At 58.9% G+C, this 26,019-nt stretch carries 21 protein-coding genes and 1 tRNA gene; 6 read left to right on the top strand and 16 right to left on the bottom strand.

Annotation, left to right across the window (positions count from 1 at the left end; translation table 11 throughout):
- Positions 1-200: 200 nt before the first annotated feature.
- Positions 201-1,345 (top strand): IS3 family transposase gene (locus ACLRGI_RS19140; RefSeq protein WP_419203126.1). Its coding sequence is split into 2 segments (ribosomal slippage): positions 201-477 and positions 477-1,345, totalling 1,146 coding nucleotides; the frame shifts between segments, so codons are not numbered across the junction.
- A gap of 727 nt (positions 1,346-2,072) precedes the next feature.
- Here ACLRGI_RS19140 and ACLRGI_RS19135 read toward each other — a convergent pair.
- From ACLRGI_RS19135 to ACLRGI_RS19090, 10 genes are all read right to left on the bottom strand, one after another.
- Entirely contained in the window at positions 2,073-3,365 is a 1,293-nt protein-coding gene (locus tag ACLRGI_RS19135) for an MFS transporter (RefSeq protein ID WP_419203125.1), read from the bottom strand.
- Positions 3,358-4,440 (bottom strand): hypothetical protein, encoded by a 1,083-nt coding sequence (locus ACLRGI_RS19130; RefSeq protein ID WP_419203124.1) that lies wholly within the window; start codon positions 4,438-4,440, stop codon positions 3,358-3,360. The genes ACLRGI_RS19135 and ACLRGI_RS19130 overlap by 8 nt, the downstream gene beginning before the upstream one ends.
- Positions 4,430-4,927, bottom strand: a complete 498-nt coding sequence (locus tag ACLRGI_RS19125) for a hypothetical protein (protein ID WP_419203122.1) — start codon at positions 4,925-4,927, stop codon at positions 4,430-4,432. The genes ACLRGI_RS19130 and ACLRGI_RS19125 overlap by 11 nt, the downstream gene beginning before the upstream one ends.
- 739 nt (positions 4,928-5,666) lie before the next feature.
- Positions 5,667-6,569, bottom strand: coding sequence for a phosphotransferase (locus tag ACLRGI_RS19120; RefSeq protein WP_419203121.1), 903 nt, complete (start codon positions 6,567-6,569; stop codon positions 5,667-5,669).
- A gap of 613 nt (positions 6,570-7,182) precedes the next feature.
- Positions 7,183-8,091: a phosphotransferase gene (locus ACLRGI_RS19115; protein ID WP_419203120.1), complete on the bottom strand. Its 909-nt coding sequence runs from the start codon at positions 8,089-8,091 to the stop codon at positions 7,183-7,185.
- Positions 8,084-8,797, bottom strand: a complete 714-nt coding sequence (locus ACLRGI_RS19110; protein WP_419203134.1) for a nucleotidyltransferase family protein — start codon at positions 8,795-8,797, stop codon at positions 8,084-8,086. The genes ACLRGI_RS19115 and ACLRGI_RS19110 overlap by 8 nt, the downstream gene beginning before the upstream one ends.
- A gap of 100 nt (positions 8,798-8,897) precedes the next feature.
- Positions 8,898-10,325 carry a tyrosine-protein phosphatase gene (locus ACLRGI_RS19105; protein WP_419203119.1) on the bottom strand — a complete coding sequence of 476 codons (1,428 nt, stop codon included), beginning with the start codon at positions 10,323-10,325 and terminating at the stop codon, positions 8,898-8,900.
- Between the two features lie 3 nt (positions 10,326-10,328).
- Positions 10,329-11,036 carry a CPBP family intramembrane glutamic endopeptidase gene (locus ACLRGI_RS19100; RefSeq protein WP_419203118.1) on the bottom strand — a complete coding sequence of 236 codons (708 nt, stop codon included), beginning with the start codon at positions 11,034-11,036 and terminating at the stop codon, positions 10,329-10,331.
- Positions 11,033-11,299, bottom strand: coding sequence for a PqqD family protein (locus tag ACLRGI_RS19095; protein WP_419203116.1), 267 nt, complete (start codon positions 11,297-11,299; stop codon positions 11,033-11,035). Before ACLRGI_RS19095 ends, ACLRGI_RS19100 begins: the two co-directional genes overlap by 4 nt.
- A gap of 416 nt (positions 11,300-11,715) precedes the next feature.
- Positions 11,716-12,282, bottom strand: a complete 567-nt coding sequence (locus tag ACLRGI_RS19090) for a hypothetical protein (protein ID WP_419203115.1) — start codon at positions 12,280-12,282, stop codon at positions 11,716-11,718.
- A 190-nt stretch (positions 12,283-12,472) separates the two neighbouring features.
- Here ACLRGI_RS19090 and ACLRGI_RS19085 point away from each other — a divergent pair, with 190 nt between their 5' ends.
- The 4 genes from ACLRGI_RS19085 to ACLRGI_RS23430 all read left to right on the top strand — a co-directional run bounded on the left by ACLRGI_RS19085 (position 12,473) and on the right by ACLRGI_RS23430 (position 14,406).
- Positions 12,473-12,787: a hypothetical protein gene (locus ACLRGI_RS19085; protein WP_419203113.1), complete on the top strand. Its 315-nt coding sequence runs from the start codon at positions 12,473-12,475 to the stop codon at positions 12,785-12,787.
- Positions 12,784-13,383 (top strand): Fic family protein, encoded by a 600-nt coding sequence (locus ACLRGI_RS19080; protein WP_419203112.1) that lies wholly within the window; start codon positions 12,784-12,786, stop codon positions 13,381-13,383. Before ACLRGI_RS19085 ends, ACLRGI_RS19080 begins: the two co-directional genes overlap by 4 nt.
- Positions 13,384-13,527: 144 nt before the next feature.
- Positions 13,528-13,752: a DUF4365 domain-containing protein gene (locus ACLRGI_RS23435; RefSeq protein WP_503409123.1), complete on the top strand. Its 225-nt coding sequence runs from the start codon at positions 13,528-13,530 to the stop codon at positions 13,750-13,752.
- 156 nt (positions 13,753-13,908) lie between these two features.
- A complete protein-coding gene (locus ACLRGI_RS23430) occupies positions 13,909-14,406 on the top strand; it encodes a hypothetical protein (protein ID WP_503409122.1) in 498 nt (165 codons plus the stop codon).
- 326 nt (positions 14,407-14,732) lie between these two features.
- Here the strand turns inward: ACLRGI_RS23430 and ACLRGI_RS19070 are convergent, their stop codons facing one another.
- Together ACLRGI_RS19070 and ACLRGI_RS19065 are read right to left on the bottom strand one after the other, a co-directional pair.
- Positions 14,733-15,863: a tyrosine-type recombinase/integrase gene (locus tag ACLRGI_RS19070; RefSeq protein ID WP_419203111.1), complete on the bottom strand. Its 1,131-nt coding sequence runs from the start codon at positions 15,861-15,863 to the stop codon at positions 14,733-14,735.
- A gap of 86 nt (positions 15,864-15,949) precedes the next feature.
- Positions 15,950-16,031 (bottom strand) — tRNA-Leu (locus ACLRGI_RS19065).
- Between the two features lie 198 nt (positions 16,032-16,229).
- Here ACLRGI_RS19065 and ACLRGI_RS19060 point away from each other — a divergent pair.
- Positions 16,230-16,835, top strand: a complete 606-nt coding sequence (locus ACLRGI_RS19060; protein WP_011774540.1) for an ANTAR domain-containing response regulator — start codon at positions 16,230-16,232, stop codon at positions 16,833-16,835.
- Between the two features lie 137 nt (positions 16,836-16,972).
- Here ACLRGI_RS19060 and pyk read toward each other — a convergent pair whose 3' ends face one another.
- The 4 genes from pyk to lgt all read right to left on the bottom strand — a co-directional run bounded on the left by pyk (position 16,973) and on the right by lgt (position 25,998).
- The gene (gene pyk / locus ACLRGI_RS19055) at positions 16,973-18,466 is read right to left on the bottom strand and encodes a pyruvate kinase (RefSeq protein WP_419203110.1); all 1,494 of its coding nucleotides are present in this window, start codon (positions 18,464-18,466) and stop codon (positions 16,973-16,975) included.
- Positions 18,467-18,520: 54 nt separating this feature from the next.
- Entirely contained in the window at positions 18,521-19,978 is a 1,458-nt protein-coding gene (locus ACLRGI_RS19050; protein WP_364309467.1) for a glutamate synthase subunit beta, read from the bottom strand.
- Entirely contained in the window at positions 19,971-24,584 is a 4,614-nt protein-coding gene (gene gltB, locus ACLRGI_RS19045; protein WP_419203109.1) for a glutamate synthase large subunit, read from the bottom strand. The genes ACLRGI_RS19050 and gltB overlap by 8 nt, the downstream gene beginning before the upstream one ends.
- A gap of 259 nt (positions 24,585-24,843) precedes the next feature.
- Entirely contained in the window at positions 24,844-25,998 is a 1,155-nt protein-coding gene (gene lgt / locus ACLRGI_RS19040; protein ID WP_419203108.1) for a prolipoprotein diacylglyceryl transferase, read from the bottom strand.
- Positions 25,999-26,019 lie beyond the last annotated feature (21 nt).

The raw sequence follows: 26,019 nt of genomic DNA, 5'->3' as shown, positions 1-26,019 counted from the left end.
AATGCAGAACAAGTCGTCTTCCAATTCACCGAAATCATAATTTCGGGGCATGAATTGGATCGCAGGGGTCATCTGATGATGCCGCTCGTCTCCGTGTTCGACCGGCCAATGCCGTGCACAGCTACTACGTAATCGGGACTGCCCCCGGTTTTGTTGACTCCTTGACCTAGCGGGCATGTGCTCGTGGAAGGATGTTGACCATGCCCACGGCTTATGGGGCGGAGTTCCGCCAGGATGTTATTGATGTGGCCCGCAAGGGCGAAGCGCCGCTGGCGCAGATTGCAAAGGATTTCGGGCTGTCAGTCACGACGCTCAAGCGTTGGATTGCCATTGCCGAACGTAAAGAATCCGGAGCCGGACCTGCCGGCGGTGATTCGGCCGAGATGCGGGAGCTGAAGAAACGCAACCGCCTGCTGGAGCAGGAGAACGAGATCCTGCGCCGGGCGGCTGCCTATCTGGCCAGGGACATCAACCCAAAATGATCTACCCGCTGGTCACGGACCTTGCCGCCCACGGTGTTCCAGTGGCGGTGACCTGCAGGGTGTTGGGATTCAGCAAGCAAGGCTATTACCGGTGGAGGGCCAGCCCGGTGACGGAACGGGACTGGATCGATGCGCACTTGGTCAACGCTGCCTTGGACATTCACGCCGACGACCCGGCAGCCGGGTACCGTCTTATCGCCGACGAACTTCCTGGGAAGGGCATCACGGCGGGCGAGAACAGGGTCCAGCGCCTATGCAGGGACCACGGTATCTGGTCGGTGTTCTCGAAGAAACGCGGCCTGAACCGCAGACCCGGGCCACCAGTTCATGACGATCTGGTCGAGCGGGACTTCACCGCCGTGGCACCGAACGAACTGTGGCTGACGGACATCACCGAACATCCCACTGCCGAGGGCAAGCTCTACCTCTGCGCGGTGAAGGACGTCTATTCCGGCAGGATCGTCGGGTATTCGATGGACTCGCGGATGAAGTCCTCGCTGGCCGTAGCGGCACTGGAGAACGCGGTGCCGGCACGCAACCCTGCAGGGACCGTGGTGCATTCGGATCGTGGGTCCCAGTTCCGGTCCCGCCGGTTCGTCGAATCGCTCCGGCACCATGGCCTGACAGGGTCGATGGGCAGGGTTGGGGCGTGCGCGGACAACGCCGCGATGGAATCGTTCTTCTCACTGCTGCAAAAGAACACCCTGGACCGTCAGCGGTGGCTCACCAGGCAAGACCTCAGACTGGCCATCACAACCTGGATCGAGAGAACCTACCACCGCCGGCGACGGCAACGACGGCTCGGAAAACTCACGCCCATTGAATATGAAACAATCAACCGGACCGCGCTCACAGCGGCCTAAGACCCCGAGTCAACGAAAGCCGGGGCAGACCCGTGGTCGTCGTTCTGCTACCTACCTCGCAGCAAGTTGTAGGACTTGCCGTAGACGCGTTCGGCACTGGCCTCGATCGGGATGAATCCGTTGTGGGCGGTCACATGATCAACATGCGGTTCGAGCGTGTAGATGCCGCGGGGTTTGTAGGCAGGGGCCCGGATCAGCTGCGCTTATCTGTTTTCTGTGTCACAAAGCAAAGGCAAATGATCCCCGTTGACAGGGCAGCATGTTCTGTCAACGGGGATCGGGGCTTCTCAGCTGATGGTATTCTGTAGGGCCTGCGATTCAGAACCGCCAGCTCAGGTTGGGCCGCTTCGCGCTGATATGCGGCTCAGGAGCCGTATTCGTGGTCCGATCCTATCGTCACCGTAGTCGAGATCAGCAGCGTTGAGGGCAATACGCTGTTTGAGGCGCTCGATCGAGGACGGCGCAGTCATTCGATTTTCAGCCGGATCGCTCGCCTGTTGAACAGACCGGCCCGGCGTCGGCAATGCCCCGGTAAGACCTTCCCTCCGCACAGGTCCTTGACCCCGTCATGCTCGCCTAAGGTGTACGCAAGCAGGTCGTTGAACGAGTTGGCAACTTAATGATCCTTCTCATCGAGCGTTATGGTCAGGAGTGTGCACGCATCGGAACAGAGCAGGGCAAATCCATCAAACCGCCTCTTGCAGGCCCTAGGCCCTGCACTAATGCATTAGCTGTCAAGTACTTCGGCTCTGCGGAACACATGAAAAGTGAATCTTAGGGCGACCATGGCTAGCCCTATGGCACAGAAGACCACTGTGCCGCGACCCGTGAAAAGCGCAATGAGCACGCCAGAGGACGCTGTTCCGAGTACACCTGCGAGTGCCGAACCGAAGGATCGAACTGCTCCCACACTTCCGCGATCAGTAGAGGGTACGAGAACCTGCTGTTGCACCGCATTGTTCACTATGTAGACAGACACGACAAAGCCAACACCGAAATCCACTGCGGCCGCGAAAATAACCGTGGCTACACCGGTTCCGTCGAGAAGCGTGTAACCCGCCAGTAGAACTGCATAGAGGCTCAGCGAGAGCAGTTGGGCGCGCTGATTTGAACCTGTCCAGGATGCAATTCGGAAGCTTAACGTTGCACCCACGGCTGCGCCCAGAGAGCCAATTGAAAGGATCAACACGTACATAAAGTACGGCAGTTGGATTTCACGTACCAGAAGCCATAGTAGCGCGACCGCGCTAAGCGTAATGAAGAAGTTGGCGACGGTGCTCGTCATCACAAGCACAAGTAGCAGGGGCTTCTTTCTTACCAGAACGAAACCATGCGCTACTCTCCGCATATACGGCTCTTTGTTTTTGCCTACCGTATGAGGTTTTGCATTAGGCCAGCGTGTGAAAAGCAGGGAGACAGAAGACATCAAGTATGCCAGGCTATTAACAATCAGAGCTGTGAAAGGTCCAAGAAAGGACATAACCGCACCTCCGGAGAGGCCTCCTGCTGAATGAGCTATGGTGTTGAACGTTTGCAACCGCGCATTGCCAGCATGCAACCTATCCTCTCCAACGATGTCCGGGAATCCCGCCATAAGTCCCACAGCGCTGACTGACGAGACTATGGCAAGGAGGAAGTTGGCAATTCCGAAGGGAAGGAGGCCATCAGGCCCCCAAAGTGTTATGGCACCGAGCATTACAAGGAGGACGAATTGGAGGAAGTCGCAACTGATGGTCAAAAGCTTGCGGTCCACTGAGTCTGCAATAATGCCTGCATAAAGTGGTGACAAGAGAGTCGCTACGACCGGCCCTGCCATCACCAGAGACACCGCCACGGCGTCCAGGTGCAATACAACCGCCAGATAATATGGCGCGATCAACGTAGTCAGCGCGCTGCCGAAAGCAGAGGCAAAGCGCCCTGACCAGAACCAACCCAGCGGTCTCCGGGAACTGTCCACTGCGATTTGTTCGCCGGTTCCCGACGTAGACGGTGCCTCGGCTTCGCTATCGCTCTTACGCATATGCCAGGGCCTCGTCCAACTCCGTAAAGAGCTTCCTACGTACGTCGCTATCGTCGAGGGGCCACGTCAATCGGTAGATCGGTAGATTGGCTAACAGTTCGACAGCAAAGGACTTGGCTTCATCGGATGCCAGCATTGACGAGGCGATCGGATACCCATGTCTGGCGTCCGGGTGCAGTAAGTGTCGCGTCACCTCGATGACTGATTCTTCATCTTCAGACCGCATAACTGCGCCGCCCGACTCCGCCACACGTGGCAGCACGATTGCCGAGAGCACAGTTGAATCCTGGCTCCTGATATCGAGGGAACTTCTGGCGTCGTCGAAAGTAAGCTCGAGCTTGTCTTTTGACCCAAACACCTGCCCTGAAACCTGCACAAGTTTCAGATCTTGATGTGAGCGGGTAGTCGACCCTTGCGTCAGTAAGGCATCGTCAAGCTCTCGGGCTAGGCCAACTCCGAGTCGCATCACCTCCGGTCCACCAATAGCAATGACCTCCCCGCCCGTAGGACCTGCTCTCAACACTGTCCTGTCTGTTGAAACCAGTGGTTTATTGGCAAGGCGTGCGAAGCGAATAGCTGCACTGGTTTTTCCGGCCCCCGAAGGCCCAAGAAACAGTGCACCACCGGCCGTGGCACCGTGCATAAGGAGGCCGCGACGATCCAGGTGGTATCCGCGGAGTACGCTGCGGAGACTTCTGAGCGTTTGCCGAACTGACGCTACGGAAGCGTCAGGCACGACTATTTTCCAATCCGTGTCATACGAGCCGAAAACCGCATGTGGAAGTGACTGCGCAGCACCTGGCCGCATTAGGAATAGATGCTGTCCTCCGAGGAGGATGTGCTCATAAGTTTCGTCCATATACAGCCGAGGGTGCCGTTTAGACGAGCTGTTGTCCGCAATGCGCTGCAACTGGTCAAACTGTGCCGCAGAGTTCAGGATCTGGAGATGCCCGCGCCATCCTGTCCCATTCATTTGAGAAACCTCGGTCGGCAAATGGGCATGAATCCAGTCGTCAGCGCCGGGAAAGTTCGACGTGATCGCAATTTCTCCGTCGTAGATGACCTTACTTTGCATAGTTCCTCCAGCTATCCATGTGTCCCTTCAACCACGCAGCGAGGCGAATGCCTGGCGTGGCCATGGCCGCGACTGTTGTGTCAAAAAGAGTAGGAGCCTTGAGCAGGATGGGTGCATCTGCCTCGTCCACCAAGTGGGAGAGAGCACGGGCGCCATACCACGCAGGAACCACGTACCTGGCCGCAATCAACGGCACCAGGCGGGCGCGGCGCGGCGACGATATGACGAATGCGAGCCAAAACGCCGGCTCCATCAGCCTCAGTAGCTTCATCGCACGGGCCGTCGACAAGCACACGCGCTGCCGCGGCGATGATCTCTGCCAGCGGTCATGTCCAAACGGATTGTCTCCCTTAAGAATGAATCCGAGACTGCGTGCCATCTGCTTCGGTTCGACGTAGGCGGAGTGCCAAACGATCTCGGGTCGAATAGCCGATGTGAGGCCCATAACCGTGGCTTCATATCCCACCTCCAAGTCGTCCACCGGCACGGGGAAGCCTCCGATTTTTTCGAGGGCTCCCGCACGTATTACAAGTCCGTTGCCCCAGCAATATTTCGCGGGACTGACCACTGGTTGTTGTAGCAGCCGCATACCGTGTCGAGTCTGGGCCCTGTCCCACGTCCAAAATTCTGTTGCCAAAGCACGCACCGCCTGGACGCCCGCGTGGCCACGACCAATCGCGGATTTTGAACCCAGCTCAGGTCGTGCCGGGAGAGGCACTTGCTGTTCAATATCGGCGAATGTCCCACCCAGTGCCCTGTGGGGAAGGACCTCCGGGCGGCCATCGATGTCGTAGATCGCAAAGCGAAGGTCTGAGACAGGCCAACGCTCCAGGCTCCAACTGACTGCATCGTTGAGTTGCGACGCCTTACAGTAGGGTGTCGTTGTGCTGTGTAGGTGGTGGAATCGATCGTGACGGGCCGCGACTGACGCGCTAACCCGCGCCGTACCCCCATCACTCTCCCGAGCTGTCGTAATGAACACGTAGTCAGTCAAACCATCGTCGATTTCTTCACGTGAGAACCAATCGAATGCCGAATTGACTTCATCGACCGCTTCGTATGCTGGAAGCAACACTACCAATCGCGTTGACTCTGTTTCACGCACCTGCTCGCTACCACTTGGGTACGGAATCCGGAAGCGATTCCTTAGCAACCTGCCCGCTTGCTGTACTTGAGCAGCTTGCCCGGCCCCTACCGAAATAAGTAGCAGCGAGGCGAACAAATCTTTATGCATGCTTTTCAACCAACTCCTGAATCTGATGCTTCCACGTGTCGGCCGCACTGCTTCCCATCGCAATCAGTGCCGGATACCCCCAGAGCAATTCTAGAGATCGACAGACACCAATCCGCATGAACGCTTCATCAACATCTGTTTCTGTTTGCAGGCAATAACCTTTGACGAGTGCCTCCCATGAGTTCTTGGACGAAGGCGGATTGAACAAGTCCAACTTCACAAAATCGAAAAATGGATCGTAATAGGCGGCTAGATCGAAGTCGAGAAGCATCAACCCGCCCTTTCGTGGTATCAGGAGGTTACGAGCAGAAACGTCGCGATGCACGAGCGATGGCTGAACACGCAGAAGGAGGTCATGGGCGTCGGAAAGCGTCGCACGTGTGTACTCAATTGCTTCATAAAGGAAGGATTCAGCAGGGCTTCCCGTCCGCTCCAGGAAACGCACGGGTATCTTTTCGAGCTGCGATCTCAAAAATGACGGCCAATCGCTGAAAGACGACGACGAGGTGAACGGCGCGCGACTGAATTGATCGGCGTGGTTTGAGTGAAGGGTGTCAAGCAAGAGTGTCAGGTCCGCTCGGTGATCGCAGACATTCAGGAAATCGTTTGGAGGATGCGCGCCCTCGATGTACTCGAAGATTACGGCAACATCGCTCTCGCCGAACTCAACAACATCCAGAAGGCGGGGGGAAAAAGTGAGGCCGGCGTCGGATATCCTTTTCGCAGCAGCCAGCGCAGACCGCAGCTTGTCGGATCCGCTTTCGTAAAGCTTTGCAATGCCAAGCCCCGGGATGCGGAATAGCCTACCGTCTCCTGCATGCACTATTGGTTCAAGGTGATGGATAGGGAGCCCCAGCGTACCGGCAAGTAATTGAAGGCTGTCATTATCATTCACGGAAATATCCTCTTTTGACTCCAACGGACCAATGCGCTGGCGGATCACTGGTTACGACTGCGTTTGTGAGGCCCACGGGCGCCGCCGGTCGGCTCTGCGCTCACTCTTTCAACCCTGTCAAGGATCTGATCTACAAGGGCGGACGAAATACCAGTCCAATCCAAAATTGGTGTATCCGTCCGGCCAATCATGTCCCATGCCAACCCTTCCCATCGGCCAGCGAATTCTTCCATAGACCAAGGCCATTCATAGCTCGTAGCACAACGTGGTTCGCGTACCGATGCGCCGCACTTGAGAAATGCCCAAAGGTCGACTTCAAATGGGTCGCTCATCAAACCAGGTGCGTGCCCGTAGCCCTCCAGGGTCAAGTTACAAGCATTCGTCGATACCCAGGTTCGATCCATAAGGATGACGTCCTCGCTAGCCTCCGAGGCAGCTTGACCTTTGAGCCGGTCATTCAGATTGAAGCGCTCTGGGGGTACCGGTACCCCACCAATATGAACCATGAGTTCCGGGACAACGCGAGAGGTATATCCCCGCTGTACAAGTTCACTATGGATTTCATGGATGGCCGTGGTCTTCCCAACACCGGGCAATCCCTCGAACCCGACCTTTATAGCCACGTGCCCACCGCCGCCCCACCGTGAACGTCTACCGTTTCCATGAGGTTGCGGGCTACATCAACCATTTCCCTAGCCGCCGGAGCACTTTGGACGTGCCCAAAAGTGAGGGCCGATACAAGGTTCACAGCGGCGAAGTATGCAGCGCGGTTTGCCACAGTAGAATCCACTGCCGCCCAACACCTCTCATACGAGCCGAATAGAACCCTTCCCCATCGTTCAACCCTTCTTACCTCCGAGCTGCTTGCTCCCATTGCGCGCACGAGTGCAGCTTCGTGCGCAATCTTTCCGAGGTCGTAGGCAGGATCGAAAATTCGCTGCCCGTCGAAATAGCCTCGCGGGTCAATCCAAGCTATTTCGTTGTCAGTTAGCAGTAGGTTGCCCAGATGTGGATCCCCATGGATGACAGACCTGAAGGGACTAACCATCAAATCCTTCTTGGTAGTCGTGGAACATCGATCGACGAGAGATCTGATTGAGCGCCTCAGGAAAGAATCGTCAAAAATGCGTTCCGCAAGGCGTGAACGCCTGATCAGCAAATCTTGACCCCACAATGCGGGTCGGTTGTCACCACAGAGCTGACGTTGCGCAACACCCAGTTCAGCCAAACTCCGTGCAGCCGTTGTCACGTGGGCCGACAGCAGTCGTGATTCACCACCACTCGCGAGTGACCGCGCAGAAGGTGCGTGTACCAAACGCGTGGCTACGACACCTAGTCGCCCCAGTCCAAACGGTTGTCGAACTTCCACGAATGGGGAATGGGGGTGGTTATCCTGAACCCACCGCAGGAAGTCGGCCTCATGACGTACCTTGCGTCGGCCAGACTGACCCCGACCAATCTTCACTACTGTTGTAGGACCTGCAATGAGAAATGCACCGGAGCCTCCCTTCAGTCTAAGCATCAGCGTCGGCGACTACGCGGTAGTACCTTTTGGGGTCCCCGATATCCAGGAATCCACCATGTAGCACATGGCTTCGAACATTAACGCCAGAACGCATACCAACTTCCAGTGCACCTGTCATGGACCATTCCCCAAATCTGTCGAGGGTTGATTGGGCAAGGCAGGTGACAAGCGCCGCGGACCGAAGAGCGTAGAAACCACTCTTCGCAAGGCCGGCACCCGCTTCCTTTGGTTTTTCGGTCAGACCTATAACCTCCTCGCCGTGCTCTCGTACCTCTACACGGGTATATTCAGCCAGGTCCTGTACCTCCGCAACCCCTACAAGGGCTGTTAACGAGTCTGCCGCCCTGGCTGAGTCGATTACCGATCGGACATCTTCAATGTCGATGATGTTGTCAGCTGACCAGATTGCGGTGACCTCTTCTGAGGTCCCTGATAGGTGTCGCATTGCTTCAGCAACGGCGTTTGCCTCTCCCAGCGGGGCGGATTGCACGTCTTCGATGCCAAGCACTCGCGCAGCCGCCTGATCGATGGGTGTACCAGTAGTCGCAGCGACGATTCTTGATGCGCCGAGCGAGCGTGCAGTGGCTACAATGCGGGAAAGGTTGCAATCATAGAAACCCTCGACCATTCCAGAACTTAGCGGCAGCAAAGCTTTGGGGAGTGTCCGTGACACGGTGGCCATTCGCCTTCCGCGTCCAGCCATTGTGACAATGAAGTGCATTACGTTCCGATGTCCTTCCGCGGCTCCAATGCCCGTCGATATGGATGATTTGTGATCGGTCGTTCAGCGATGCAGTAGACCCTCACTCGTCTGCAGCAGTCAGGATTTTTCGTTTGAGGGCGTCTACGGACGCCTGCGTCAGCCCAGCATCGCGGGCTAGTTGTTCAATGTTGCTTTGGCCTAAGTTTGAACGGAATTCCGACTCGATCTCCACGTATGAGCGGCGGGCGCGCTCTGATTCGGGGGCTACGGCATCCCAACCCCGCACGGAGTTCATAAAATCCGCTGTAATCGCGTCCTTCGATGCTCCAATGATTCGAAGTATGCAAGCGATCATTAGTCCGGTTCTGTCACGACCTCTCGCGCAGTGAATCAGGACTGCGCCGTCGGACTGTTCCAGCAGCCGTATGACCTCGACCAAGGTATCGGTAGAAAATTCTCTCGACGGTAGTGAAACCTGACGAATTGAATACTTACCTGCGTCAACTATGGGAAAGTGCGGTTCGTCTTCATTTTTAAGATCAACAACGGTCACGATGGCGTGCTGATCAAGGTCTTGCGCATCGACCGCTTCGGAACTCCCTGCTCGGTACAACACACCGCTTTTCACGACGTTGTCACCGACTGGGAGACCGCCTATGTCCCAAGCGTTTGGATGACCGGGTATTACCAAGGGCCTCCGTGTCCGAGCGAGAAGAGCAGCATCGCGTCGACTGGTCTGTGCAGTTAGCGCGGAGTGCGCATCGAGAAGGAAGCTTTGTCCAAGACGGAGCCGCTGCTTTGCCCGTTGTATCACTTCCAAGGTCTGGAGAGAAGGCTCGAGTTGCGCTTCCAGATAGCGGCGCGCCGGCTCAGATCCTGCAACCGACTCCAAGAGTCGAAGCCGCCACTTCGTTCTATAGTTTGTGTTTCCGAGCGAGGCAAGGAGCGCATCCGCGGCATTATCCAAAGCTCGTTTGGACGCAAGCATCGCAGGTCCCAGGTCCTTCCCCAAAATGCCACCGCTAGCATCCTCCGAAGTGCTTTGGAATCTTGATGCGTTCTCCAAAGTGACCATGCGAGTATAGGTTGCCCATGGGAACGAGTCGCGCAAATTCTCGAACTCGCCGGAACGCACGAGCGGGACTCCGTTCTTCAGGTTGTTAAGCGAAACTCTCAAATACTCAGGAACTGTGGAGGCGCTACCCCCCTCACGGAGTTGCGTTGCCACGGACGATATCTTCTCCCATTGCACAACTTCAAGATCGACTCGCACTCCACGGTACTCACCGACGTGTACGTCCAATCCTTCAGCGACTTTAACAACCGATTGGATGCTCTCAGCACGACTGCCCACATCAGTTTCGCGATGGATGGCGATAATATCGATATCGGATGTCGCATTCCCATAACCATGAACCAAAGATCCCGCCACGAAAATAACCGCGTTTTCGACGATCTCACTGGGAACAAACTTTAGTAAGTCGGCTTGAACAGCGGGATTCCGAAATTCTTCTGGCTGGATGATCATTATCTAAAGTTTCCCTCTCAGGTGCGGTTGAATCGCGGCCGGGGCATTTACCATTGCGTGGCAGATTATTGCCGGCCAAATCTGACCGGTGAGTAACACGGCCGTTGCGAGCAGTACGCCCATCCCGAACCATCTGGTTAGGTTGATTAGCGAGGGCGTTGTGTGTCCGCCGCCGCCCACTAGATGCTCGACGGAGAACATTATGGATGTGAAAAGGACCGCTACCCAGGGCCATACTCCAGTTTGTAGAATAAGAACATAAAGCCAAGCCTGTCGATGGAAGTATTCCTGAGCCACGCTGGGGAGCAAGAAGAACATCGACTCAGTAAAGGCCTCAGTCCTCGTTGGTCGGGGCATCAAGCCGAGCAGACGTCGATCCAAGGCTATACGCAGGTTTTTCGACTGAAGCGCCAGCAGGGTCGCACCAAGTGCTATGCCAACAGCAATACCCAAAAGCGTTCCCTGTAGGTCGATGCCAACCACCATCACAGGCATGAAATACGGAAGTGCTTTGAGCGCTCTTCGAAGCCATAAGTTGGCGATGTATCGACGGAGTTCCACATACGCCCAAGAAACTATCCCTACGGCACTAAGCGCCAGAGCTAGCAGCGGCGTTTCGCGTGTGAACCATATGGCCACGAACACTACCCCGGATATAACCAGGCACAAGGACGAGAGCTGCCTGCGCTCGAGTTTGGCGATCTGCGTCACTTGTCGAGAAGGTCGCTGTTCCGCAAGCTGTCAATGAACTCTGAAGCGTCATTTTTGGCTACTTCAAGCCCAACTTCATATTCAGTGGAAATCATCTGGGCAATGTCATCCACCGAGTGATCGCCGTCGCATAGGCTCCATATGCGAGCCTCGATTTCCCCTAGCTGAAAAGCGTCGTGTCCATGAACAAGATATAGATCATCCGCAACTATCTGCGGCCGCACATCGAATCTACCCACCGGCTTCTCGAACGAGATTTCCAAAATAGCTCCAATAGTTAGAGGCGGCGGACTCATTGATTACAATGAGCCCGCCGTAGTCAGATTAGATGTTTGTGTAGAAGGGTGCCTTGAAAATGTCGACCTTCTTGAGAGCCGGCTTAACGTAAGTCTTTTTCATCCTTGTTTCACCCCCTTTACCTGAAAGCGATAGGGAAAATCCAGTTCCCCTAAACGGGAGCCTAAGACATCAGATGCTCTTTACGCAAGTAGATTTAGTTATCCTTTCACAATGATCAATTGACATGTGATTGCATAATCAACGTGCTACCCTGACTAATTTTGGCCTGGCTGTGCAGGAAACTCTTTGAAGGTCATATTCCAACTTCCTTCAGTGGTCTGGACGGCCTGACGCCCCTCAGCGCCGGCGCGTGTCTCAGGCGGTCGACCGATGCCGTGCGTCATGCCTGTACGGCCTCGCGTGCGGCTGGGTACTCCTCGTACGGATCCGGGTAGGTAGCATCGAACCGGGCAGCCGTGGTGATGCCCTGGAATCGAAGCAGCTCCAGGAGATCCGGCAGGTCCTGTGCACGGCCTGAGAACTCGGCGGTGTCCAGGGCGATGATTTTGGCGCGGGTCAATGTGGGAATGCTCGCCAACTGCAGCTTAATGCACTCGTACGCGGTGTCGTCGTCGATCCAGCGTGCCTGGTAAATCGACGCCACGAGCTCAGCGTCGTCGCCGTCCATCACGTTGTCGTTGTTGATCCAGTCGCGCTCCAGGTTCAGTTCGTCGGCCACATCGTGGATGGCCGCCATGACCTCTGGCGCGAAGTCAGCTGTGACACTGTCGATGTCGATGGTGAACGCACGGTCGGCAGCGCGGATGCCGTACTTCATGAGCGCGAAACCGCCAATCGCACGGAGCCGTATCGGAGCCTGCAGCTCCAGGCGCTTCAGCTTGGTATCGAGCACCTCGAGCGCCCGCTCCAGCTGGGCCAGGCTGCACTTGTGGTCGTCGTGGCTCATCGTCCTGCTCCTTCTGGTCGGGGTGGAGCCAGGACCGTCCTTCGAGGCCAGATCCGGATCGGCTGTGCCGATCTGACGAGCCACCTGCGACATCCAGCAAAAACGGGACCCCGGCAACCGGGCCTCTGCCTGCTGCCGGGTTGACGGTGCCGACGTAGACTGTGAACAGTGAGCAGCGGAAGGAGGCGGGATGAAGAAGGTCAAGTACACAGCGGGCCTGGTCAAGCGCGTAGCGATAGTCAAAACCACCCATCGGGACTTCTCGTTCGAGCCCTTTGAGATTCAGCCGATCATGAAGCCGGTCACAGTGGACAGACGGGTCATTGCCGAGCAGGTGGCAGCTTCGATGGCCATCGAGGATCGTGCCGTCCAGCCGGAGCACATTGTTGTGAAGTCCACTGAGGAATCGAGGAAGGCCGTCGCAGATGTGCTCTCGATCCGCATGCGTAACAGGAACCGCCGTTATCCGCCGGATGATATTGCGGATGGTACGACGGCGAGGTGAGCCCGGCATACGACAGCACACCGGTCGATCCGGAAGACGCAACTGCATTCGTGGACGGGGTGTCTTTCGACAACAAGCTGCAGGTATATGAGGCCGAGGCCAATGCCATTTCAGCGGTTCAGGCCGAGATGATGTCCGCCATCGGCGAGGGTGCGATCACGGCGCTCGACCTCGCCAGGGACGGTGTCCTCGAGACCCTTCACAAAAACTGCTACTCCCGGATCTGGAAGTGGGCAGGGCAAATCCGAGCCCGGGGGGTCACTATCGGGGTGGCTCCAGAGCAGATCCGGGAGCAGTTGGCTGCTCAGGTCGGCAATATCGAGTTCTGGGTAGAGCAGGATGCTTTGGATCCTGCTTGGGTGGCGATGACCGCACACCACCGGCTTGTCAGCGTGCATCCTTTCGTGGATGGGAACGGGAGAACCACACGCTTATTAGCGGATCTGCTGCTGTTCAGTCTCACCCTCCGCTACACCTTCGATTGGCAGCCCGCCATTGACTCGCATCGGTATTTCGAGGGGTTGAGGGCAGCGGACTTGACGCTGGAGGTTGGCCTTCTTCTCGACACCGTCGGGCTCATCGACCTCGAGGGCTAGGGGTCCGGTACCGACGGACAAAGAAGGGATTTCTTCCTCTTTCGTCGGGGCTCAACAACTGCTGTTCAGAGTGGCAAATCCGGTTGGCCGTGCGCCGCACGCTTTCATCATGTTTGGCCCGCAGTGCGGCAAGATGGATCCGTGATGCGCCGTAAACCTAGTGCCAAAGTCGGCAGTGCAGGTCTGACCCACACACGTCTTGCCATCGAAGATGAGCTCGGATGGCTCTTTCGCGTTCAGCCTACCGAGGACTACGGTATAGATGCTCACGCGGAGCTCGTAGACGGTGAGAATGTGGGTGGTCGGCTCCTGGCTCTCCAGATCAAGGGTGGCAAAAGCTGGTTCAGTGAACCTGGTCCCGGAGGCTGATGGTTCCGGCCTGGTGCAGCACATGTCCACTACTGAACGAACCACTCGCTGCCAGTTGTTGTTGTCCCCTTCCACCCTGAGACGAAAAAGTGCCACTGGCAGCTAGTCAATCGTGACACTCCCGTCGAAACGACGACCGGTGGCTGGAAGCTGCTTGTGTCAGCGGACCATTTGCTTGATGAGACAGCCCGGATTCCGCTCACGGATGCTGCGGCCGGTGACCCCTATGTTCTCCGAATCCGCGAACTCCAGCTTGCGAGTCCCTGGATGGAGATGCTCGCGGGTGGTACGCGCCTTCTCGTCGATATGGAGGAATGGATCAACAAGTCTTCGGGTCATGGTTCGATCTCGATTGGCATCGATCACGAGGACGGCCACATTCCAGAAGAACTTGTCACCTGGCAGTTCTTTGTGGGACCAAGGAGTTACGCTGATGCGGTAGCGAAGCTGTTTGCCTGGGCCGACCTCGATGTCCACGAGGAAACCTATGTCGATGCGGAGTATGACCAGTACGAGGCGGAGTGCTCAATTTGGGATGAGGCTGACCAGTTTTTCACCGAGTCGTTTGATGACTGGAGGCGCGGCGAATTGCCAACGGTATCCGTCCCTATAGGAACGCCGAAGGTGAAGTTGACTACTTCCGCCTCGAACTGACGCTCAACGAACGGGGCAAGGCTTTCTTGCTGGTAGACAAATTCGCCACCGAGGGTGATCCGCAGCTGACAATCGACCAATAGCCGGCTTATGTTCCGGGAAGGACATCGTCCATGTGAAGTCACCGGACCGCGTAGACTCTGACCATCAAGATCAGCCCCTTGCCGTCAGGCGCGGGCTGATTTTCTTGGCCTATGACGGCTGCCCGTTCTCGGCAGTGCTGCTCTCAGTTCTCCGCGCGTGAACCAACGCCAACACTCGGCTCATCGGGACTAGGGCCAGTAACCGCATGGCTTCCTAGAAGACCGATAACGGGCCCGGCCGCATCAGCGCATAAACGCCGACACCGACCGCTCCGTCGCGTCCGCCCCAGCCTGCAGCGCCTCCGGCATCAGATGCCCGTAAACGCCCTCAGTCGTCCTAGTCGAGGCGTGCCCCAACCGACGCGAGATCGTGAAGATAGGGACGCCGTCCTGAATTAGCCAGGAAGCATGCGTGTGTCGTAGATCGTGAATTCGTGGGTTCTTCCGAAGTCCCCGAGCCTGGGCAGCCTTCACTGCCGGCACCCAATAGTGGTGCCAGAACAGCTTGTGTACGATCCGCTCCCCCTTCGGCGTCGTGAACAGCAAGTCGCTACTCGGCCGCCCAGCCACCAACGGAATCAGCAGGTCAACCAGGGCAGGATTCAACCCGATGGTCCTCTTGCCTGCCCCTGTCTTCGTCGGCCCGATGTAAAACTGGTTCTGCCCGTCCCGCTTCCATGCCTTGTTGATCCGAGCCGTGGCCGGCTTGCCCAGCAAATCGATGTCAGCAACAGTCAGCGCCGTCGCCTCCCCGAAACGTGTCCCGGTCATGACCAAGAAGTTGGTGAAGTCCCGGTAGCGCTGCCCCATACCGTCCATAATCAGACCGAACTCGGCATGGGTGAGGAACATCATCTCGTCCTCGGCCTTCTCGACGCTCGGCAGCTGGACGCCGCGGCATGGATTGCGAGTGATGTAGCCAAGCATCTCTGCGGTGTTCATCGACGCAGAAATCAGGCCGTGCACGTTCTTGATCGTCTTCGGTGAGCGTCCTTTAGCCATCATCGACTTCACCCAGTAGGCGATCATCCGATAATCCAGCTTGTCGACGGGGACGTGGCCAATGACCTTCTTCACATGGAGATCAAGCATCGTCTGATACGTCTTGACGGTCCCGCTCGACGGCCGGATCAGGAGGTCGATGTGCTCCTGAATGACTTCCCCAACCGTGGGTATCTTCGCCCTGTTGTCCAGAAGTGCCTGCTGGGCGATCTCAAAGGATTGGCCGTTCGCGTCGAGCAATCGCTTGAGCGTTTCGGCCTCATGCGCAGAGTCGACAGTAATGCCCTGCTGCTTCCGGATTTTGGGGTCTCGCCAGACCACCATGAAGGACGAAGAGCCGTCCTTTTTGACGCGTTTCCGGATACTAGCCACATAAAAATGCTAGTTCCGTGTCAACAGATTTGGGGGTTTTGTCAACAGTCAGGGGCCATATAGGCCCCTGACCTGCGACATTACAGTGCCCGAGGTGGGACTCGAACCCACACACCTTTCGATACTGCATTTTGAGTGCAGCGCGTCTGCCAATTCCGCCACTCGGGCGCGGATTACCGGGAAGTAAACTCTCGCTGACTGCTCTCATTTCTGTGAGCAACGCGATCCTTTCCCAGCACGCGAAACTACTCTACATGCAGATAGGCTGATTCAAAGAACCGGGCGCGCTGATGCAACAAAAACCAGCCATCAAAGAGTCCACACTAAGATGGACATGAACCCGCCGAACCTTTTCAAGGAGATCCCGTGACCGAACAGACGGAGTCCACGTCCACAGCCCAGCCGGCCCGACGCGTTGTCGTAGCCGAGGATGAGACCCTCATCCGCCTGGACATTATCGAGATTCTGAAGGGCGAGGGGTACGACGTCGTCGGCGAGGCAGACAACGGCGAGAAAGCTGTGCAGCTGGCAGAAGAACTCAAGCCTGACCTTGTCCTTATGGACGTGAAGATGCCCGTCATGGACGGCATCTCGGCGGCTGAGAAGATCGTCAAGGCACGCATCGCCCCTGTGGTCCTGCTGACCGCTTTCAGCCAGAAGGAACTGGTGGAGCGCGCCCGCGACGCCGGCGCCATGGCGTACGTCGTCAAGCCGTTCTCCCCCGCGGACCTCATCCCGGCCATCGAGATCGCCCTCTCCCGCCATGAGGAGATCAAGGCCCTCGAGAACGAGGTTTCGGACCTCCAGGAGCAGTTCGCCACGCGCAAGCTCGTAGAGCGCGCCAAGAGCCTCCTGACCACCAAGATGGGCCTGACGGAGCCGGAAGCTTTCCGTTGGATCCAGAAGACCTCCATGGACCGCCGCCTCAGCATGCGTGAGGTTGCCGAAACCATCATCAACCAGGTCAACTAACGCCCCAAGCGATAAACACACGACGTCGGCCGCTCACCTCACACGAGGTGGGCGGCCGCCGTCGTTCTTAGCTTTAAAGCCAACAAAAAATGCGGGCCCCGCCAAACGGCGGGGCCCGCATTCAGGAAACCGAAGGACTAGGCCTTGGCTTTGGACTTCTTTTCCGGCCACGGACCAACGGGTTCCTTGCGTGAACCGTCGTCGGTCTTGGAGGTGTCGGCGAGGTCGCCTACCTTGTGGACCTTCAGCGAGTTCGTGGAACCGGCCTGTCCCGGAGGGGAACCGGCAGCGATGACAACCAGGTCGCCTTCGTCCACAAGATCCATCTGGAGGAGGCTCTTGTCCACCTGTGCGGTCATTTCGTCGGTGTGGCCCACGGAGGGAACCAGGACCGGCTGGATGCCCCAAGTGAGTGCCAGCTGGTTCCAGACGTGCTCAACCGGCGTGAACGCGAAGACCGGCTTGACCGGACGCAGGCGCGAGAGGCGTCGTGCCGAGTCACCGGACTGGGTGAAAGTACAGATGTACTTGGCGTCCAGCTGGTCGGCGATTTCGACGGCGGCACGGGTGATGGCGCCACCGCGGGTCTTGGGCTTGGTGCCCAGCGGGGGGACGCGCTCAAGGCCGTGGACTTCGGTGGACTCGATGATCCGGGCCATGACCTTGACGGTTTCAATGGGGTACTGGCCCACGGAAGTTTCGCCGGAGAGCATCACTGCGTCGGCGCCGTCGAGAACTGCGTTGGCGCAGTCGGAAGCCTCGGCGCGGGTCGGACGCGGGTTGTCGATCATGGACTCGAGGACCTGGGTGGCCACGATGACCGGCTTGGCCCAGCGGCGTGCCAGTTCAATAGCGCGCTTCTGGACGATCGGCACCTCTTCGAGCGGCAATTCGACACCGAGGTCGCCACGGGCAACCATGATGGCGTCGAAGGCGTCGATGATTTCGTGGAGCTGCTCCACGGCCTGCGGCTTCTCGATCTTGGCGATCACCGGGACACGGCGACCTTCTTCATCCATGATCTCGTGAACGCGCTTGATGTCTGAGGCATCACGCACGAAGGAGAGTGCGATGAGGTCTGCACCGCGCTTGAGGGCCCAACGGAGGTCGTCCTCGTCCTTTTCGCTCAATGCGGGGACGTTGACGGCAACACCGGGCAGGTTGATGCCCTTGTTGTTGGAGACCTTGCCGCCAACCGTCACGATGGCAACAACTTTGACGTCGTCAACCTCGATTGCGCGCAGCGCCACCTTGCCGTCGTCAATGAGCAGGGCGTCGCCCACGTTGACGTCTTCGGTGAGGCTCTTCAGTGTGGTGGAGCAGATGTCCTTGGTACCGGGGACATCTTCTGTGGTGATGGTGAAGGTGTCGCCCACGGCCAGCTCGTGCGGGCCATCAACAAAGCGACCCAGACGGATCTTGGGTCCTTGGAGGTCGGCCATAATGGCCACGGGCTTGCCGAGTTGGGCGGCAGCCTTGCGGACGTTTTCATAGGTGGTGTCATGCACGGAGTAGTCGCCGTGGCTCATGTTCATGCGAGCAACGTCGACGCCGGCCTCCAGCACCGCGAGGGTGTTGTCGAAGCTGGAGATAGCCGGGCCGAAAGTTGCCACAATTTTCGCGCGTCTCATATACCTACCCTAAGTAGTCATGCTGATTGAGTAAAAGAAGTGTTCCTGCCGGCGCTATAAGACCGCTATCGCCCGGTCGGTGGGGGCGACCGGTGCCGGGAGGATGGTGCTTCCCATCAGGAACCTGTCCACTGCAGCCGCGCACGCACGGCCTTCCGCAATGGCCCACACAATCAGTGACTGGCCACGTCCGGCATCACCGGCAACGAACACACCCTCGGTGTTCGTCATGTAGTAGCCGTCGCGGGCAACGTTGCCCCGACCGTCGAATTCTGCACTGACCTGCTCCGTGATGCCCGCCGGCTCAGCACCGGTAAAGCCAAGGCTCAAGAACACGAGGTCAGCTGGAATAATCCGTTCTGTACCGGCCTTGGGCAGGCGTTTGCCGTCCACGAACTCGGTCTCAGCAACTTTGACGCCGGTGAGTTTGCCGTTTTCCCCAACGAACTCAACGGTTGATGCAAGGTAGGTACGCTCGCCGCCTTCTTCGTGGGCGCTGGCGACCTCGAAAAGGGTGGGGAACGTCGGCCACGGCTGGTGGGTGGCACGTTCCGCGGGCGGCTGCTTGCCGATCGCGAGCGTGGTCACCGAAGCAGCCTGGTGGCGGTGCGCAGTACCGATGCAGTCCGCACCGGTATCGCCACCACCGAGGATCACGACATGCTTGCCGCGAGCATCAATGTGGTTCTCGGGGTTCTCCCCCGCCACCTTGCGGTTGGAAGGCACCAGGTAATCCATGGCGAAATGGACACCCTCAAGGTCGCGGCCCGGGATGGGCAGGTCACGAGGAACGGTAGCGCCGGTGGCGACCACGACGGCGTCGTAACGGCGTCGCAACTGCTCCCAGGTCACGTCGGTGCCGACAGCGACGCCGGTCCGGAAGCGCGTGCCTTCGGCCTTCATCTGCTCCAAACGGCGATCAACCTGTTCCTTCTCCATTTTGAAGTCGGGGATGCCGTAGCGGAGAAGGCCGCCGATCTTGTCGTCGCGCTCGTACACAGCAACAGTGTGGCCCACTCGGGTCAACTGCTGTGCCACGGCCAAGCCGGCGGGACCGGAACCCACCACGGCCACCGTCTTGCCGGTGAGGCGCGTGGGAGGCAGTGGCTGGACCCAGTCGTTGTCGAAGGCCTGGTCGATGATCGAAACTTCAACCTGCTTGATGGTCACGGCGGGCTGGTTGATTCCCAACACACAGGACGCTTCGCAGGGTGCAGGGCACAGACGGCCGGTGAACTCCGGGAAGTTGTTTGTAGCGTGAAGGCGCTCAATCGCTTCTTCACCCTTGTCCCGCCACACGAGGTCGTTCCACTCGGGAATGAGGTTACCCAGCGGGCAGCCTTGGTGGCAGAACGGAACGCCGCAGTCCATGCAGCGCCCGGCTTGGCTCTTCAGGACGCCCTTTTCCTGCGCTTCGTACACTTCTTTCCAGTCCATGATGCGGACGGGAACGGGACGGCGTGGCTGCGTCTCGCGCTGCCGGACTTTCAGAAATCCGCGTGGATCAGCCACCGGTTACCTCCAGGATTCGAGACCATACTTCTTCGCCATCGGGGTCAAGGCCCTCTTCGATGGCGTCGAGACGGGTTTGCAGGACTGCGGCGTAGTCGCGCGGCAGCACTTTGGTGATACGGGCGGCGGTGTCGTCGAAGTTTTCGAGCAGACGGCCGGCCAGGACGGATTCGGTTTCCTCAACATGCTTGGTCAGCAGGCCGTGAACGATGTCGCGGTCCTCGGCGTCGAGCTCCAGGAGCTGGAGTTCACCGCTATCGAGGGCCAGCTTGTTCACGCGCTCCGGCTGCAGGTCCAGCACATAGGCAGTACCGCCGGACATGCCGGCACCGAAGTTGCGGCCCGTGCGGCCGATGATCAGCGTCTGGCCGCCGGTCATGTACTCGCAGCCATGATCGCCAATACCTTCGACGACCGCAGTCGCACCGGAATTACGGACCAGGAAGCGTTCGCCAACCTGACCGCGCAGGAACATATCGCCGCTCGTGGCGCCATAACCGATGACGTTGCCGGCAATGACGTTGCGTTCCGCTTGGAAGACGTTGGTGCGATCCGGGCGAACAATGATGCGACCACCGGAAAGGCCCTTGCCCACATAGTCGTTGGAGTCGCCGAACAGGCGCAGCGTAATACCGGCAGGCAGGAAGGCCCCGAGGGACTGGCCCGCAGTTCCGTTGAGGGTCACATCGATCGTGTCGGTTGCCAGGACATCAATGCCGAATGTCTTGGTCACAACGTGGCCCAGCATCGTACCTACGGACCGGTCCGTATTGATGACGTCCAGGGAGATCTTGACCGGCATCCGGTCGCTGAGTGCTTCCTGCGCCATGGTGATCAGCCGCTGGTCGAAGTGCTTGTCCAGTTCATGGTTCTGGCCGGTCATGTTGCGCAGCGGCACGTCGTCGTCGAACTCGAGCCCGTGAAGGATGGGATCGAGATCCAGCCCTTCGGCCTTCCAGTGGTTGATCGCTTCGCGGGTATCGAGGACCTCGGCGTGGCCGATTGCCTCTTCCAGGCTCCGGAAACCGAGCTCGGCCAGGATTTCGCGGACTTCTTCCGCGAGGAACTCGAAGAAGTTGACCACGAACTCGGGCTTGCCGTTGAACCGGGCGCGAAGCTCAGGATTCTGCGTGGCAACGCCCACAGGGCAGGTGTCCAAGTGGCAAACGCGCATCATGATGCAGCCGGAAACCACCAGCGGAGCAGTCGCGAAGCCGTATTCCTCGCCACCAAGCAGGGCGGCAATGACAACGTCGCGGCCCGTCTTGAGCTGGCCGTCAACCTGAACCACCACGCGGTCGCGCAGACCGTTGAGCATGAGGGTCTGCTGGGTCTCGGCAAGACCGAGTTCCCACGGCACGCCCGCGTGCTTCAGCGAGTTCAGCGGCGAGGCGCCGGTACCGCCGTCGTGACCTGAAACAAGCACGACGTCGGCCTTCGCCTTGGTGACGCCGGACGCCACCGTGCCGATCCCGACTTCCGAAACCAGCTTCACGTGGACCCGGGCCGAAGGGTTGGCGCGCTTGGCATCATAGATGAGCTGAGCGAGGTCTTCGATCGAGTAGATGTCGTGGTGCGGGGGCGGGGAAATCAGTCCGACGCCGGGTGTTGAGTGACGCGTCCGGGCTACCCACGGGTAGACCTTCTGGGCCATCAACTGGCCGCCTTCGCCGGGCTTGGCACCCTGTGCCATCTTGATCTGGATGTCGTCGGCGTTGGTCAGGTACAAGCTGGTGACACCGAAGCGGCCCGAGGCGATCTGCTTGATGGCAGAGCGGCGTTCCGGATCCAGCAGTCGGTCAACGTCCTCGCCGCCTTCACCGGTGTTGGACTTGGCGCCCAAACGGTTCATGGCAATTGCAAGGGTCTCGTGGGCTTCCTTGGAAATGGAGCCGTAGCTCATGGCGCCCGTAGAGAAACGCTTGACGATGCTGGAGACGGGCTCCACTTCCTCGAGCGGAACAGCCGGACGGACGCCGTCCTTGAACTTGAGGAGCCCACGGAGGGTCATCAGGTTCTCGGACTGATCGTCAATGCCCTTGGTGTAGGACTTGAAGATGTCGTACCGGCGTTCGCGGGTGGCGTGCTGCAGGCGGAATACCGTCTCAGGGTTGAAGAGGTGCGGCTCGCCGTCGCGGCGCCACTGGTACTCGCCGCCGCCGAGCAGCGGCTGGTGCGGGTGCTCGATGCCGCCCTCCGGGTACGCCATCTGGTGGCGTGCCGAAACTTCGGCTGCGATGACGTCCAGGCCTACGCCGCCCAACTGGGAGTGCGTTCCGGAGAAGAATTCATCCACGAGTTCCTGGGACAGGCCCAGCGCCTCGAAGGTCTGGGCGCCGGTGTAGGAAGCCACAGTGGAGATGCCCATCTTGGACATGATCTTCAGGACACCCTTGCCAAGGCCCTTGATGAGGTTGTAGACGCCGTCTTCCGCAGTGACGCCTGTGACGTCGCCGTTGGAGATCAGCTGTTCCACCGATTCCATGGCCAAGTACGGGTTGACGGCAGAAGCGCCGTAACCGATCAGTACTGCCACATGGTGCGTCTCGCGGACGTCACCGGCCTCCACCACGAGCGCGGTCTTGGTACGGTTTGCACTGCGGAGCAGGTGGTGGTGGACGGCACTGACCAGCAGAAGCGAAGGAATGGGAGCCCACTGCGCGTTGGAGTCGCGGTCGGACAGCACAACATACTGCACGCCACGGTTGATCGCACCGGAAACCTGCTCGCAGATTTCGGTCAGGCGTGCACGGAGTGCTGCTTCCCCACCCTCGGGGCGGTAAAGGCCACGGACCTTCATGGCGATGCGATCGCCGTCGGGACTTTCGATATTCGCGATCTTGGCGAGCTGATCGTTGTTGATCACGGGGAACGGCAGGGAGATCTGCGGCTGGCGGACCTGCTTGCCGTCCAGGAGATTGCCGTTGGGGCCGATGGCGCACTTCAATGACGTAACCAGCTCTTCGCGGATGGCATCCAACGGAGGGTTGGTGACCTGGGCGAAGGACTGTACGAAGTAGTCGAACAACAGGCGCGGACGCTTGGAGAGCACGGCTACCGGAGTGTCCGAGCCCATGGCACCCAAGGGCTCCGCACCGGTACGGGACATCGGACCGAGCAGGATCTTCAGCTCTTCGGTGGTGTAACCGAAGGTCCGCTGACGAATGTTCACCGATGCTGCCGTGTGCACCACGTGCTCCCGCTCCGGGAGCTCGTTGATGTCGATCAGGTTGTCCTTGAGCCACTCGGCCCACGGATTGGCGGCGGCCACCTCGGCCTTGACCTCGACGTCGTCGATGATTCGCCCGGCTTCGGTGTCCACCAGGAACATCTTGCCGGGAGCAACGCGGCCCTTCTTGACCACGTTGGAAGGCTCAACTTCGATCACGCCGACTTCCGAGGCGAAGATGATGAGGCCGTCCTCGGTGATCCAGTAGCGCCCCGGGCGCAGGCCGTTGCGGTCCAACGTTGCTCCCACGAGGTTACCGTCAGTGAAGGAGACAGCGGCAGGACCATCCCACGGCTCCATGAGCAGGGAGTGGTACTCGTAGAACGCACGGCGTGCGGGATCCATGGTGGCGTGGTTCTCCCACGCCTCCGGGATCATCATCATGATGGAATGCGTGATGGGGCGGCCGGACAGCCAGAGCAGCTCAGCTACCTCATCGAAGGAAGCTGAGTCCGAGGCACCGGGGGTGCAGATGGGGTACAGCTCTTCGGGGACGGAGCCCAACAGAGGGCTGGCCAACTGGGACTGGCGGGCACGCATCCAGTTGCGGTTGCCCTTGACCGTATTGATCTCACCGTTGTGGGCGATGGTACGGAAAGGCTGCGCCAACGGCCACGACGGGAACGTATTGGTGGAAAAGCGCGAGTGGACGATGGCGAGCTTGGTCTTGAAGCGCTTGTCCGAGAGGTCCGGGTAGAACGGCTCAAGCTGGGCGGTGGTCAGCATGCCCTTGTACACAATGGTGCGCGAGGACAGCGACGGGAAGTACACGCCGAACTTGTTCTGGGCACGCTTGCGGATACGCCAGGCGCGGGAGTCCAGCTCGTTGTGCTCGAGCTGCTCACCGGTGGCAGAGGCAAAGAACGGCTGTGAGAAGTACGGCATACAGGCCCGCGCCATGGCGCCGACGAGGTCGGCCACCACGGGAACCTCACGCCAGCCGAGGACCGTCAGGCCCTCGTCAGCGGCAAGTGCCTCAATGCCGGCTTTCGCGTTGTCTGCTTCGCGGGACTCAGCGGGAAGGAAGGCGGTGCCCACCACATACTGGCCCGTGGCAGGCAGTTCGAATTCGGTGACGGCCCGGAAGAACTCGTCCGGAACCTGCATGAGCAGGCCCGCACCGTCGCCGGTACCTTCATCGGCGCCCACAGCGCCGCGGTGTTCGAGATTGCGGAGGGCAGTCAATGCCGCTTCCACGATGTCGTATCCCGGTTCCCCGCGGAGCGTGGCAATAATAGCCAGGCCGCAGGCGTCCTTCTCCTTGTCAGGGTTGTAAAGACCCTGAGCCTCCGGGAGCGCGGCAAAGCGCTTGAACGGAGACATGGCACCCTGAGGTTCGATTTTTTCGGACCAATCGGGGTTATGAAGATGGGTCATGGGAGACGTCCTTCCTCGGAATCGTGCGTATGGAAGGGACAACGTTGGCCCCACCTTGCCTGCCCTGTGACGGGCACAACAAAGCGCTAGTAATTGGAATTGTAGGCCAGCCGATCCAGCGCAACGAACGGTTACGCAGACCTCTGGCCCCGGCTTGACCAGTGAACATCGGTATGCTGCGATCCGGTTTCCGGGGTGCCACGACGCTGTGGACTGGGCCCTACGAGCGGTGACTCTGTTGCCCCTTTACCGAACGCGACTACTTGGTGTCGTCTGCCTTCGGCGTGGATCCGGGGGCCTTCCTTGCGGCAGTAGCAGCAGATGTGGAACCGGTGCTGGACGTAGTGTCCTCATCCGTGCCCCCTGCTGATTCCTGCGGCTCGTCAACGTGGCCCGGATCGCTTTGGTTATCTGGGAGATTACCACGCGAACCAGCATCTGAGACAGATGCGTCCACATCATGACTGGTGACGCTCGTCACCGCTCCGGGGTCGTTTTCCGCCGTCTTTTCGGGCTCCCTGCCCGGCAAATAAGGGGTGTCGGGCACCGGCCGGCCCCGCCTGCCAAGGATGAAGAAGATGGCCAGCGCCGCGATAAAGACGAAGATGCTGGTCCACACATTGAGCCTGGTGGTAATTCCAAAGAGGCTGATCTGTTCTGCGTCGTCGATGCGCAACGCTTCAATCCAGACGCGGCCCAACGTGTAGTACATGGCGTACAGCCAGAAGAGCCGGCCCCAGCGGAAGTTGAACTTCTTGTCCAGCAGCAGCAGGATGGCGACGCCAACAATGTTCCATACCATCTCGTATAGGAACGTCGGGTGGAACAGTGTGCCCGCAGCCATTTCCGGTGGGAAATTGGCATTGGCGGCATCGATTTCGAGTCCCCAAGGCAAGGTTGTGGGGGCGCCGAAGAGTTCCTGGTTGAACCAGTTGCCCAAGCGGCCGATCGCCTGCGCCAACAACAGTCCGGGAGCAGCTGCATCAAGGAACGCAGTCAGCTTCACTCCGGCCCGCCTGCAGCCGATCCATGCACCAACAGCGCCGAGGATCACTGCCCCCCAAATACCCAGCCCACCACGCTGGATCTGCGGAATCAGGGAAAGATCCCCCGTGCCGTCGAAACCGGGACCAAAGTAGGCATCCGGCGAAGAGAACACGTGGTAGAGGCGGCCACCGATGATGCCGAACGGAATCGCCCAGATGGCGATGTCCCACAGGCTCCCTTCAGGCGTGCCGCGGCGCTTCCAACGGGCCGAGGTCAGCCACAAACCAACGATGATGCCCGCCAGGATGCAGAGGGCGTAAGCGTGGATGCGCAACGTCCCCCACGGCAGGGGAATGTCGAAACCGGACCACGATGGGCTCGGGATACTCATGGGGACCATTGCCGCAGCGTGGAGGACGGTCTGCATTCGCTTCGCTGTTTCCTTTTC

The sequence above is a fragment of the Paenarthrobacter sp. PPS72 genome, from assembly GCF_048537125.1.
GTDB classification, from domain to species: domain Bacteria; phylum Actinomycetota; class Actinomycetes; order Actinomycetales; family Micrococcaceae; genus Arthrobacter; species Arthrobacter nitroguajacolicus_E.
The sequence above is the reverse complement of the archived record's forward strand: the minus strand, read 5'-3'. Positions and strand labels throughout refer to the sequence as shown.